Genomic DNA, 12,518 nt, shown 5'->3' with positions numbered 1-12,518 from the left:
TACGACACCCTCATGGCCGACCAACTCGACACCGCCATCGAACAGCACGGCAAGGGCGACCTCGGACAACTCCTCGCCGGAAACGACACCTGGACGCGCGATGAGTGAGCCCGGTGACGCGGACTCCGCCGGCCGGAACTCCCTCGACCAGACCTCCCTCGACCAGACCTCCCTCGGCCGGAACTTCCTGAGCGACAACACCGCCGGCGCGTCCCCCGAGGTGGCGCAGGCGGTCGCCGACGCGCTGGCCGGGCACGCCATGCCGTACGGCTCCGACCCGTACACGGACTCCGTACGGCGCCGCCTCAGGGACGTCTTCGAGCGGGACCTCGACGTCTTCCCGGTCTCCTCGGGGACCGCCGCCAACGGCCTCGCCCTGTCGGCCCTCGCCCGTCCCTGGGGGAGCGTCCTGTGCCACTCCGGGAGCCATGTGCACAACGACGAGTGCGGTGCCGCCGAGTTCTTCACGGGCGGTTCCAAGGTCGTCACCGTCCCCGGCGCCGACAGCAAGGTCGACCCCGAGGCGCTGCTGCGCGAGATACGGAGGCGTGCGGGTGACCGGCACAGCGTGCAGCCCTCGGCCCTCACCCTGAGCCAGGGGACGGAGACCGGCGGCGTGTACACCGTCGAGGAGATCCGTACCCTCTGCCTGATCGCCAAGGCCTCCGGTCTGGGCGTGCACATGGACGGCGCGCGCTTCGCCAACGCGGTGAGCCGACTGGGCGTGAGCCCGGCGGAGATGAGCTGGAAGGCCGGCATCGACGTGCTGTCGTTCGGCACGACCAAGAACGGCACGATGACCGCGGACGCGATCATCTCCTTCGACCCGTCCCTCTCGGCCGAACTGGCCGCCCGGGTGAAGCGCGCGGGGCAGCTCGCCGCCAAGGCGCGGTTCCACGCCGCGCAGCTCGACGCGTACCTCACCGACGACCTCTGGCTGCGCAACGCCGACCGCGCGAACGCTCTCGCCGCACGTCTGAGGGACGGCCTGCGCGGCGTACCGGGCGTCGAACTGCCCGGTGCGGAGCCGCAGATGAACATGGTCTTCTGTGCTCTCGCGCCCCAGGTCGTCAAGGGGCTGCTCGCCGACGGCCACGCCTTCTACCACGACCGTTGGGAGCCGGGTGTCGTCCGGTTCGTGACGTCGTTCGCGCACTCCCCGGAGGACGTCGACGCCCTGCTGTTCGCGATCCGCCGCCACACCGCCGAGCCGGCGACGGAATCCCCGAAGCCGGCCGTCCCGCACCCCCGTGACCGGTCGTCACGGCACCACTGCGTCCGCGACTGACCCCGACTCCCGCCCGGGCGCGGGGCCGTCAGGAGGCGCGGGAGCCGGACGTCGCGAGGGCGGGCTCGGGGCGCACCGGGCCGTTCAGCAGGCTGTGCAGCAGGGCCGGGCGGCGCTCGGCGGAGACGTCCGCGAGAAGCGTCGCCAGGACGGCCATCCGGGCCTGCCCCGCGCGCAGCGTCCCCGCGGGTACGGCTCCGGCGGCCACCAGGTCCACGGCCCCGCCGCCGGTGTACAGCTCGGCGATCGGGCCGGCGGGGACCCGCGTGCTCAGCGCCACCAAGGTGCCGTCGGCGACGGCCGCGCCGACGGCCGCGGAGATCTCGGGGGTGGCGTTGCCCGCTCCGGTGCCGACGAGCACGACGCCCCCGGCGCCGGCGGCGACGGAGGTGTTCAGGAAGAGCGGGTCGCCGTCGCTGTGGTGCATGACCACGTCGACCCGGGGCAGTGCCTCGGCCGTGTCGCCGGTGGCCGTGGCCTTGGGCAGCGGCAGCGGAGTGGGGCGGTCCGGGCTGCGGCGGATGTGCACGCTGCCGAAGCCGACCTTCCCGAGGACGCTCTCGGAGGGGTCCGCGAACGCGTCCGCCGCGAGGGTCTGCGTCTTCACCGTGCCGCGCGCCGCATGCACGCGGCCGTCGAAGACCACGAGTACGCCCAGGTCGCGCACCGAGGCGGCGACCTGCAGGGCGTCGTACACATTGCCGGGGCCGTCGCCGTCGCCCGTACCGAGCGGACGCTGCGCGCCGGTGAAGACGACCGGGCGGGGGTCGGAGTGGTGGAGGTCCAGGAAGAAGGCGGACTCCTCCAGGGTGTCCGTGCCGTGCGTGACCACGACGCCGTCCACGTCCGGGTCGGCGAGGGCGGCGTGGACCGCGTGCAGCAGGGTGAGCTGGCGGGCGGAGGTCATCCGGGAGCTGTTGACGTTGAACAGGTCGACGACCTCGACCGTCACGCCCTCGGGCAGCGCCGAGGTGGCCAGGACGTCGTCGCCCGACGCGTCGGCGGCGTAACCGGTGCCCTGCCAGCGGCTGGCTATGGTGCCGCCCGTGCTGATGAGGGTGATCCGGCGGGGCCGGTCGTCGCGTGTCCACTGCATGGGTGTCTGTCCCGGGGATCGAAGGTAGTCGCCTTCGCAACGATAGTTCAGCTTGTATGGAATTTGATTGCGAGTTCCGCGCCGGAATCGTAAATTCCGGCATGCATAATTGCGTCATGGACCGGATCGACCGCAGCATCTTGCGTGAGCTTCAGGACGACGGACGGCTGAGCAATCTGGAGCTCGCCCAGCGCATCGGCCTCAGCGCCTCCGCGTGCCTGCGGCGCGTACGGCAGCTGGAGGAGGACGGGGTGATCCAGGGGTACCGCGCCGTGATCGACCCCTCCGCCGTCGGGCGCGGCTTCGAGGTCCTCGTCTCGATCGAGGTCCGGCGCGACCGGGAGACCGTCGAGGCCTTCGAGGAGGCCCTGCAGACCATCCCCGACGTCATCGAGGCCTACCGCCTCTTCGGTAGCCCCGGCTGCCTCCTGCGCATCGCGGTCGCCGACCTCGCCGCGTACGAACGCCTCTGGATCGAGCGGCTCACCTCGCTCGCGGGCGTCACGGAGGTCAACTCGCAGATCATCATGAAGCGGGTCAAGGAACCGCGCGGACTGCCGGTCGAACGCTGATGACCTCCGCGAACGGCCCGGCAGAGTCCACTCGTGTCGGTGTTGGGCCGAACGGGTGAGAAACGGGAGGATGGGCGCATGAGTAGGTACGAGAGGTACGACGTCACCGACGCACAGTGGGAGGGCCTCGCCCAGGTCGTCCCCCTGCGCGGCCGTGACGAATGGCCGTCCAGAGTCGACCACCGCACGATGCCCGACGAGTACGAGACCGCCGAGCAGCGCCGCATGGTCGTCCTGCGCGTGCAGGTCTTCGCCGACGCCCGCGAGGTCGCCGAGTACCTCATCGCCCGCATCCCGGTCCTCCTCGACCTGACCAGCGCGGACACCGAAGTCGCCAAGCGCATCCTGGACTTCAGCAGCGGCGTGGTCTTCGGCCTCGGCAGCGGCATGCACCGGGTCGACCGCAACGTCTTCCTGCTCGCCCCCGCAGGTACGGAGGTCGAGGGCACGTCCGACGCGGAGGCCGGGGACGACGTGGCCGGGGCGGCCGTCCCCCGATCGTAGGAAGATGGACAGGGCGTAACGGTTCGTCATCCACGGGGCTGCGTACGGTCCGATCATGGACTCCACCGGCGGCCACACGCCCGATTCCGTCTCCTCCTTCCCCTCGTCCTCCGCCGCTTCCCATGCCTGTACGACCCCGGTCCGGGCGCCGTTACGCGGCCCCGCGGGGGAGCGGGCTCCGGTGGGTGGTGGCGGTCCGCCCGTGGGTGGAGCGGGTGGTTCCGGCGGCGGTCCAGGTGGCCCCGTCGGCCCCGATCGGCGCGCCGCGCGGCGGGACGCGCTGCGGCAGTTGATGGACGCCTCCGCGCGCCGCCCCGCCCGCCCCGCCGTCACCGAACTCCGTCTCTCCGCCTTCGCCGCGCACCGCGCCGCCGTCCACCCGCTCGGCCCCGTGACCCTCTTCAGCGGGGCGAGCGGCAGCGGCAAGTCCAGCGCCCTGCGGGCCTACGAGGCGCTCGCCCGGCTCGGCGCGGGCGAGGAGGTGGCCGCCGCGTTCCCCGACGCCGCCGCCCACGTGCCCGAACGGGCCCGGCCCGACGCTCAGGGGAGGCGCGGCTTCCGGATCGGCTGCACCGTCGACGGCCCGGCCGGACCCGTCCGCCTCGACCTCGCGGTCCAGGCCGAACCCACCCTCCGTATCGTCGGCGAACGCCTCACCTGCCGCGGCCGTACGCTCCTCACCACCGCGCTCCGCGACCCCGGCCGCAGCACCGTCCAGGCCGAATGGCACACCGCGGGCACCACACCCGTCACCCGGGCACCCTTCCCCGACGACCTCCTCGGCACCGCGCTGCTGCCGCTGCGCGTGGCCGGCAAGACGAAGGGGCAGCTGGAGGTCCTGGCGGCGGCCGAGCAGGTGGTGGTGGCGCTGCGCTCGGTGTTCCCCTGCGACCCGGAGCCCACGCGGATGCGGGGATCCGTGCCGATGGGCGAGGGCCGGCTGCTGCGCGGCTGCGACAACCTCGCGGAGGTGCTGCACCGCACCGCCTCCGAGTGCCCGCGCCGCCACGCCCGGCTCGCGACGGTGGCGGGCGCCGGGTGCGCGGGGGTCGTGACCGGGCTGCGGGTGGAGGAGCTGCCCGACGCGACGGTACGGGCGCTCCTGGAGCGGGCACCGGGCGGCGCCGTGCGGCCGGGCCCGGCCGGCGCGTCCGGGTGGGCCGGGGGCGCCGTGGTCCCGGCGCCCCGCAGGGCGCCGTTCGCGACCCCGCTCGGCCGGCTCGGCGACGGCGAACTGCGCTACCTCGCCCTCGCGCTCGTCCTGCTCACCGGGCCCGGAGTGCTCGCCATGGACCAGCTCGGCGAGGTGCCCGCCGCGATGCGGACCCTGACCGTCCTCGCCGACGGCCTCGACCGCTCCCTGGACGTCACCCAGCTCCGCGCGCTGTTCGGGCTCTCCGCCGACATCGCCACCGGTGGACACATCCGGCTCGTGGGCTCGGTGGGGGAGCCGGCCGCACGATACGCACGCGAGACACCGGGGGTGTCGGTGGTAGACCTGGGGCGTGAGTGAACTGGATGTAGCGGGATTGCAGCGCAGACTGGCCGAGTTCGCGGCCGCGCGGGAGTGGCAGCCGTACCACACACCGAAGAACCTGGCGGCGGCGCTCAGCGTCGAGGCGGCCGAACTCCTGGAGATCTTCCAGTGGTTGACGCCCGAGCAGGCGGAGCGGGTGATGGACGACCCGAAGACCGCCCACCGGGTCGAGGACGAGGTCGCCGACGTCCTCGCGTATCTGCTGCAGTTCTGCGAGGTGTTGGGCGTGGACCCGCTCGCCGCGCTGGCGGCGAAGATCGACAGAAACGAAGTTCGATTCCCCGCCCGACGGCCCCCGATCCCCGAGGAACGGGACGACAGCGCGACCGAAAACGGTTTTCGTCACTCTTCGGAGTGATCGGGATTTCCCCATCGAGCTTACTGTCCACAGATTTCCGAATTCCTCTGGCGTGGGGGCTCAGGCACCTTCACGCTGGGTAATGGAGTCAGTGGGCAGTAAGTCGTACGAACGGGGGCGGCGTACATGGAAGCGGAGCGACTGATCGCGGCAGGCCGGCACGCGCTCGCGGGAGCGGGGACGGCAATGGACATCGTGGCGGAGGCCTGGCAGGCCCAGGCCCTCGCCCAGGCGATAGGGAGTCATCTCGCCCTCTGTGGACCGCAGGAGCTGCGGAGCGAGGCGCGAGGACTGAGCGAGATCGGCGGCGGACGCGGCATGGTGTCCGACCACCCGCTGCTCGGGACGGGCGGACCGAGAGCCGCCCAGCTCACCGAAGTGGTCGAGCCGCGCGTGGCGTTGACCGCGCTCGGCGCGCTGCTCGGGGAAGTGGGGATCGCCCTGGTCGGCGTGGCCTGCGCGACCGACGAGGAAGGGCTGTACTGGCAGTGCATCGAGGCCATCGACGCCGCCGACGAGTCGAACGACCGGGTGCGCGGGATGCTGCGCCGACTCGCGATCCGGGAGCGGGACCGGCCGCCCGATGCCGCTCGGGGCCGGGCGGGCCCGGCGGGGGCGTCGTCATGAGTCGCCGGCGGGCGGCCGGGCCGGCGTCACCGCGCGCCGGGCTCGTCCTTCGCCCGGCTCCGTCCCTCGCCCTCGCTCTCCAGCCGGTCCGACGAGGACTGGAGGTCGGCGTCCAGCTGCGACAGGTCGGCGGTCAGCGCCGCCATCAGCTCCTCCATCTGCTGCAGCAGGCCCTTGGGGGCGCCGGAGCCCTTCTGCTCGGGCACGGACTGCTGCACCGGCTGCTCGGGCATCGCCCTTTCGGGCGCGGCTTCCTGGGACATGGCGGCCTCCTCGGCCCAGGCCCTTCCCCCGAGGGGAGGGCCACACGGGAGAACGACGCACCGGCAGCGGCCGCCGGCACGCGGGCGCCGGGCGGTCCGGCACCGCCCGAGCCAACGACGCGCGCAGGGCCACGGTCACTGGCCAGGCGGGACGCGCCCCGCCACCGGGCCCGATATTCACCCGACCGGGCAGGACCTGCCCCCGGGCTGACGGAGAGGTTGACGGCCGCCCGTCGGTGCAGGATGGAGGCATGGATCTTCGAATCTTCACCGAGCCCCAGCAAGGGGCCGACTACGACACGCTGCTCACGGTCGCCAAGGCCACCGAGGACCTCGGCTTCGACGCCTTCTTCCGCTCCGACCACTACGTCAGCATGGGCTCCGCCGACGGGCTGCCCGGGCCGACCGACGCCTGGATCACCCTGGCGGGCCTCGCCCGAGAGACCCGGCGGATCAGGCTCGGCACGCTGATGACCGCCGGCACGTTCCGGCTGCCCGGCGTCCTGGCCATCCAGGTCGCCCAGGTCGACCAGATGTCCGGCGGCCGGGTCGAACTGGGCCTGGGCGCGGGCTGGTTCGAGGAGGAGCACCGGGCGTACGGCATCCCGTTCCCCAAGGAGAAGTTCGGCCGCCTCGAGGAGCAGCTGGCCATCGTCACCGGGCTCTGGAACACGAAGCTCGGCGAGAAGTTCTCCTACGACGGCGAGTTCTACCAGCTCGCGGACTCGCCCGCGCTCCCCAAGCCGGCCCAGGACCGGATCCCGGTCCTCATCGGCGGGCACGGCGCGACCCGCACGCCGCGCCTGGCCGCGCGGTACGCCGACGAGTTCAACATCCCCTTCGCCTCGATCGAGGACAGCGAGCGGCAGTTCGGGCGCGTCCGGGCCGCCGCCGAGGCCGCGGGGCGCCGGGCCGACGAGCTGGTGTACTCCAACGCCCTGGTGGTCTGCGTCGGCAAGGACGACGCGGAGGTGGCCCGCCGGGCGGCGGCCATCGGGCGGGACGTGGAGGAGCTGAAGGCGAACGGGCTGGCCGGCTCGCCCGACGAGGTCGTCGACAAGATCGGGCGGTACGGAGCGATCGGGGCGTCCCGGATCTACCTCCAGGTCCTCGACCTGTCCGACCTGGACCACCTGGAGCTTGTCTCCTCCCAGGTCCAGTCGCAGCTCGGCTGAACGGAGGCGCACCGATGAGGCCCGTCGACCCGCTCGCCGAGGCGCTCGCCCGCGAGGTGCTCGTCCTCGACGGCGGGCTCTCCAACCAACTGGAGGCCCAGGGCTGCGACCTGAGCGACGAGCTGTGGTCGGCGCGGCTGCTCGCCGACGGGCCCGAGCAGATCGGGGCGGCGCACACCGCCTATGTGCGGGCGGGCGCGCGGGTGCTGATCACCGCGAGCTACCAGGCCACCTTCGAGGGCTTCGCCCGGCGCGGGGTGGCCCGGGCGGAGGCGGCGCGGCTGCTCGGGCGGAGCGTGGAGCTGGCCCGGGCGGCGGGGGAGGGGGCGCCGGCGCCGGTGTGGGTGGCCGCGTCGGTGGGGCCGTACGGAGCAATGCTTGCGGACGGCAGCGAGTACCGGGGCCGGTACGGGCTGACCGTGCGCGAGCTGGAGCGGTTCCACCGGCCCCGGGTCGAGGCGCTCGCGGCGGCGGGGCCGGATGTGCTGGCCCTGGAGACGGTGCCGGACGCGGTCGAGGCGGAGGCGTTGCTGCGGGCCGTCGAGGGGTGCGGGGTGCCGGTCTGGCTCTCGTACACCGTGGCGGGCGGGCGGACGCGCGCCGGGCAGGGGCTCGCCGAGGCGTTCGGGCTCGTCGCGGGGAACGCGCAGGTGCTCGCGGTCGGGGTCAACTGCTGTGAGCCGGCGGACGCGGCGCGGGCGGTCGGGATCGCGGCGGAGGCCACGGGGAAGCCGGTCGTCGTCTACCCCAACAGCGGGGAGGAGTGGGACGCCGGGGCCCGCGCCTGGCACGGCACCGGCTCCTTCGACCCGGACGGCATGCGGGACTGGCCGGCGGCCGGGGCCCGGCTGATCGGCGGCTGCTGCCGCGTGGGCCCGGACCGCATCGCGGCCCTGTCCGCCGCCCTCGCGCCCTGACGCGCGGGGTTCGGCCCCGTACCCCGTGCGGGTGCGGGACCGAGCGGGGGGTGCTGCCACCGCGTGAGCGGTGCGGCGGCGCTTCCACCGCGTGCGCGGCGCAAAGGGAAAATGCCTGGTCGGGGCCGGGATATCGGACCATACTCGGACGTGTGTTCCTGACGATCAGCACCACCGGCACCCCCGAACGTCCCGCGACCGATCTGGGCTTTCTGCTGCACAAGCATCCCGACAACGCGCAGACGTTCTCGACCTCGCACGGCACGGCACACGTCCTCTACCCCGAGGCGAGCGCCGAGCGGTGCACGGCCGCGCTCCTCCTGGAGATCGACCCCGTGGGTCTGGTGCGGCGCGGCAAGGGCAAGGGCCGGGGCGGCGCCCCCGACTCCGCGCTCGCGCAGTACGTGAACGACCGGCCCTACGCCGCCTCCTCGCTGCTCGCCGTCGCCCTCGCCACCGTCTTCAAGAGCGCCCTGCACGGCGCCTGCAAGGCGATGCCCGAGCGGGCCGCCGCGCCGCTGCCGCTGCGCGTCGAGGTCCCGGCGCTGCCCGCGCGCGGCGGTGCCGAGCTGGTCCGCAAACTGTTCGGGCCCCTCGGCTGGGACACGGTCGAGGCGGAGCCGGTGGCGCTCGACACCGCGTTCCCCGAGTGGGGCGACTCGCGCTACGTGCGCCTCGTCCTCGAAGGGGAGCTGCAGCTCGCCGACGCGCTCAACCAGCTGTACGTCCTGCTGCCCGTCCTCGACGACGCCAAGCACTACTGGGTCTCGCCCGACGAGGTCGACAAGCTGCTGCGCGCGGGCGACGGCTGGCTGGCCGACCACCCCGAGCAGAAGCTGATCACCAGCCGCTACCTCTCCCGCCGCTGGGGCCTGACCCGGGACGCCATGGAGCGCCTGGAGCTCGCCCGCCTCGCCGAGGCCGACGACCTCGATGTCGAGGACGTCGACAACGCCGTCGACGAGACGAGCGACACCGAGGAGAAGCCGGTGCCGCTCGCCGTGCAGCGCCGCGACGCGATCCTCGCCGCGCTGCGCGCCGCCGACGCGACCCGTGTGCTCGATCTCGGCTGCGGACAGGGCCAGTTGGTGCAGGCGCTGCTCAAGGACGTGCGCTTCACCGACATCGTCGGTGTCGACGTGTCCGTGCGCGCCCTGACCGTCGCCGGGCGCCGGCTGCGGCTCGAGCGGCTCGGCGAGCGGCAGGCCGGCCGGGTGAAGCTGATCCAGGGCTCCCTCGCGTACACCGACAAGCGGCTCACCGGCTACGACGCGGCCGTCCTGAGCGAGGTCATCGAGCACCTCGACCTGCCCAGGCTGCCCGCGCTCGAATACGCCGTGTTCGGCTCGGCGCGCCCCCGCACGGTCCTCGTGACCACGCCGAACGTCGAGTACAACGTCCGCTGGGAGTCGCTCCCGGCCGGACACGTCCGGCACAGCGACCACCGCTTCGAGTGGAACCGCGAGGAGTTCCGCGCCTGGGCGGGTCGCGTCGCCGAACAGTACGGATACGGAGTCGAGTTCACACCCGTCGGACCCGACGACCCGGAGGTCGGCCCGCCGACCCAGATGGCCGTCTTCACCCAGAAGACCGAAGCGACCGAAGCGACCGCCGCGACCCCGAAGGAGGAGCAGGCATGACCACCACCGAGACCACCCGCACGCTGCCCGTCACCGACCTGTCCCTCGTCGTCCTGATCGGGGCGAGCGGTTCCGGCAAGTCCACGTTCGCGCACCGCCACTTCAAGCCCACCGAGGTCATCTCCTCCGACTTCTGCCGGGGTCTGGTCGCCGACGACGAGAACGACCAGAGCGCCAGCCGGGACGCCTTCGACGTCCTGCACTACATCGCGGGCAAGCGCCTGGAGGCGGGACGGCTGACCGTCGTCGACGCCACCAACGTCCAGCAGGAGGCGCGGCGTCAGCTCGTCCAGCTCGCCCGCCAGTACGACGTGCTCCCGATCGCGATCGTCCTCGACCTGCCCGAGGAGGTCTGCCAGGCGCGGAACGCGGCGCGTCCCGACCGCGCCGACATGCCCCGGCACGTCGTCCAGCGCCACCGCCGCGAGCTGCGGCGCTCGCTGCGCGGCCTGGAGCGCGAGGGCTTCCGCAAGGTGCACGTCCTGCGGAGCGTCGAGGAGGTGGAGGCCGCCCAGGTCGTCCTGGAGAAGCGGTTCAACGACCTGCGCCACCTCACCGGCCCCTTCGACATCATCGGTGACATCCACGGCTGCCGTTCCGAGCTGGAGACCCTGCTCGGGAGGCTCGGTTACGTCGACGGCCACCACCCCGAGGGGCGTACGGCGGTCTTCGTCGGCGACCTCGTGGACCGGGGCCCGGACAGCCCGGGCGTCCTGCGGCGCGTGATGTCCATGGTCGCGGCCGGGGACGCGCTCTGCGTGCCGGGCAACCACGAGAACAAGCTGGGCCGCTGGCTCAAGGGCCGCAAGGTCCAGGAGACCCACGGCCTCGCCGAGACCATCGAGCAACTGGGGCGCGAGAGCGAGGAGTTCCGCGTCGAGGTGGGCACGTTCATCGACGGGCTCGTCAGCCACTACGTCCTCGACGAGGGCAGGCTGGTGGTCTGCCACGCCGGTCTGCCGGAGAAGTACCACGGCCGGACCTCCGGCCGGGTGCGCTCGCACGCGCTGTACGGGGACACGACCGGGGAGACCGACGAGTTCGGGCTGCCCGTGCGCTACCCGTGGGCGGAGGAGTACCGCGGCAAGGCCACCGTCGTCTACGGCCACACACCCGTCCCGAACACCGCGTGGATCAACAACACCATCTGCCTCGACACGGGTGCCGTCTTCGGCGGGAAGATGACCGCGCTGCGCTGGCCGGAGCGTGAACTCGTCGACGTACCGGCGGAGAAGGTCTGGTACGAGCCCGCGCGGCCGCTCGCCGGCGAGGCGCCCGGCGGGCACGAGGGCCGGCCCCTGGACCTCGCCGACGTGCACGGACGCCGGATCGTGGAGACCCGGCAGATGGGCAACGTGTCCGTACGCGAGGAGAACGCGGCGGCGGCCCTGGAGGTCATGAGCCGGTTCGCGGTCGACCCGCGCCTGCTCGCCTACCTCCCGCCGACCATGGCGCCGACCGCGACCTCGAAGCGGGAGGGCTACCTGGAGCACCCGGCCGAGGCGTTCGCGCAGTACAAGACGGACGGCGTCGAGCGGGTCGTGTGCGAGGAGAAGCACATGGGCTCGCGGGCCGTCGCCCTGGTCTGCCGGGACGAGGACGCGGCGCGCGAACGGTTCGGCGTGACCGGAGTGACCGGCGCCCTGCACACCCGTACCGGACGGCCCTTCTTCGACGACCAGGAGGTCACCGAGGAGGTCCTCGCGCGGCTGCGGGCGGCGATCACGGCCGCCGGGCTCTGGGAGAGCCTCGACACCGACTGGCTGCTGCTCGACGGCGAACTCATGCCGTGGTCGCTGAAGTCGGCCGGGCTGCTCCGCTCGCAGTACGCGGCCGTCGGCGCGGCCTCCCGCGCCGTCTTCCCGGGCGCGCTGGGCGCATTGGAGCAGGCGGCGGCGCGCGGGGTCGCGGGCGTCGACGCGCTCCTGGCCAAGCAGCGCGAACGGGCCGACGACGCCGAGGCGTTCACGGAGGCGTACCGGCGGTACTGCTGGCCGACGCAGGGCCTGGAGGGGGTGCGGTTCGCCCCGTTCCAGATCCTCGCCGCGCGGGGGCGCGCGCTGACGGCCGTGCCGCACGACGAGCAGCTCGGGTGGCTCGACCGGCTCGTCGACGCCGACCCGACCGGACTGCTGCAGGTCACGCGCCGGCTGATCGTCGACACGGGCGACGAGGAATCGGTGAAGGCCGGGGTCGACTGGTGGCTGGAGATGACGGCCGCCGGTGGCGAGGGCATGGTCGTCAAGCCGCTCGCCGCGCTCGTCCGCGCGGCCAACGGCCGGCTCGTCCAGCCGGGCGTGAAGGTCCGCGGCCGCGAGTACCTGCGGATCATCTACGGACCGGAGTACACCCGCCCGGAGAACCTGGAGCGGCTGCGCAACCGCTTCCTCGGCCACAAGCGCTCGCTGGCCCTGCGCGAGTACGCGCTCGGCCTGGAAGCAGTGGACCGGCTGGCCGAGGGCGAGCCGCTCTGGCGGGTCCACGAGGCCGTCTTCGCGGTGCTCGCACTGGAGTCCGAGCCGGTGGATCCGCGTCTGTGAC

Annotated in this window: 12 protein-coding genes; 10 read left to right on the top strand and 2 right to left on the bottom strand. The window is 73.2% G+C overall.

Annotated elements, in window-relative coordinates:
• Positions 1-100: 100 nt before the first annotated feature.
• Entirely contained in the window at positions 101-1,288 is a 1,188-nt protein-coding gene (locus AB0F56_RS28640; RefSeq protein WP_362014582.1) for a low specificity L-threonine aldolase, read from the top strand.
• Positions 1,289-1,316: 28 nt separating this feature from the next.
• Here AB0F56_RS28640 and AB0F56_RS28635 read toward each other — a convergent pair whose 3' ends face one another.
• Positions 1,317-2,384 (bottom strand): asparaginase, encoded by a 1,068-nt coding sequence (locus AB0F56_RS28635; RefSeq protein WP_362014580.1) that lies wholly within the window; start codon positions 2,382-2,384, stop codon positions 1,317-1,319.
• 116 nt (positions 2,385-2,500) lie between these two features.
• Here AB0F56_RS28635 and AB0F56_RS28630 point away from each other — a divergent pair, with 116 nt between their 5' ends.
• The 5 genes from AB0F56_RS28630 to AB0F56_RS28610 all read left to right on the top strand — a co-directional run bounded on the left by AB0F56_RS28630 (position 2,501) and on the right by AB0F56_RS28610 (position 5,982).
• On the top strand, positions 2,501-2,956 hold the full coding sequence (locus AB0F56_RS28630; RefSeq protein WP_362014579.1) for an Lrp/AsnC family transcriptional regulator: 456 nt from the start codon (positions 2,501-2,503) through the stop codon (positions 2,954-2,956).
• Between the two features lie 78 nt (positions 2,957-3,034).
• Positions 3,035-3,460, top strand: a complete 426-nt coding sequence (locus tag AB0F56_RS28625) for a cell division protein SepF (RefSeq protein WP_362014577.1) — start codon at positions 3,035-3,037, stop codon at positions 3,458-3,460.
• 292 nt (positions 3,461-3,752) lie between these two features.
• Positions 3,753-4,973, top strand: a complete 1,221-nt coding sequence (locus tag AB0F56_RS28620; protein ID WP_362014600.1) for an ATP-binding protein — start codon at positions 3,753-3,755, stop codon at positions 4,971-4,973.
• A complete protein-coding gene (locus tag AB0F56_RS28615) occupies positions 4,966-5,355 on the top strand; it encodes a nucleotide pyrophosphohydrolase (protein ID WP_362014575.1) in 390 nt (129 codons plus the stop codon). The genes AB0F56_RS28620 and AB0F56_RS28615 overlap by 8 nt, the downstream gene beginning before the upstream one ends.
• A gap of 126 nt (positions 5,356-5,481) precedes the next feature.
• Positions 5,482-5,982 carry a DUF6099 family protein gene (locus AB0F56_RS28610; RefSeq protein ID WP_362014573.1) on the top strand — a complete coding sequence of 167 codons (501 nt, stop codon included), beginning with the start codon at positions 5,482-5,484 and terminating at the stop codon, positions 5,980-5,982.
• A gap of 26 nt (positions 5,983-6,008) precedes the next feature.
• Here AB0F56_RS28610 and AB0F56_RS28605 read toward each other — a convergent pair whose 3' ends face one another.
• Complete coding sequence (locus AB0F56_RS28605; RefSeq protein WP_362014571.1) at positions 6,009-6,245, bottom strand: hypothetical protein; 237 nt, start codon at positions 6,243-6,245, stop codon at positions 6,009-6,011.
• Between the two features lie 251 nt (positions 6,246-6,496).
• On the opposite strand from AB0F56_RS28605, the gene AB0F56_RS28600 reads away from it, so the two are divergent.
• From AB0F56_RS28600 to AB0F56_RS28585, 4 genes are all read left to right on the top strand, one after another.
• A complete protein-coding gene (locus tag AB0F56_RS28600; RefSeq protein WP_362014570.1) occupies positions 6,497-7,420 on the top strand; it encodes an LLM class F420-dependent oxidoreductase in 924 nt (307 codons plus the stop codon).
• Between the two features lie 14 nt (positions 7,421-7,434).
• The gene (gene mmuM, locus AB0F56_RS28595) at positions 7,435-8,337 is read left to right on the top strand and encodes a homocysteine S-methyltransferase (protein ID WP_362014568.1); all 903 of its coding nucleotides are present in this window, start codon (positions 7,435-7,437) and stop codon (positions 8,335-8,337) included.
• A gap of 152 nt (positions 8,338-8,489) precedes the next feature.
• The gene (locus tag AB0F56_RS28590) at positions 8,490-9,977 is read left to right on the top strand and encodes a 3' terminal RNA ribose 2'-O-methyltransferase Hen1 (protein WP_362014566.1); all 1,488 of its coding nucleotides are present in this window, start codon (positions 8,490-8,492) and stop codon (positions 9,975-9,977) included.
• Positions 9,974-12,517, top strand: coding sequence for a polynucleotide kinase-phosphatase (locus AB0F56_RS28585; RefSeq protein WP_362014564.1), 2,544 nt, complete (start codon positions 9,974-9,976; stop codon positions 12,515-12,517). The genes AB0F56_RS28590 and AB0F56_RS28585 overlap by 4 nt, the downstream gene beginning before the upstream one ends.
• The last annotated feature ends 1 nt before the right edge of the window (position 12,518 follow it).

The organism is Streptomyces sp. NPDC026092 (assembly GCF_040638605.1).
Lineage (GTDB): Bacteria > Actinomycetota > Actinomycetes > Streptomycetales > Streptomycetaceae > Streptomyces.
This window is presented reverse-complemented; position numbering and strand designations above follow the sequence as displayed.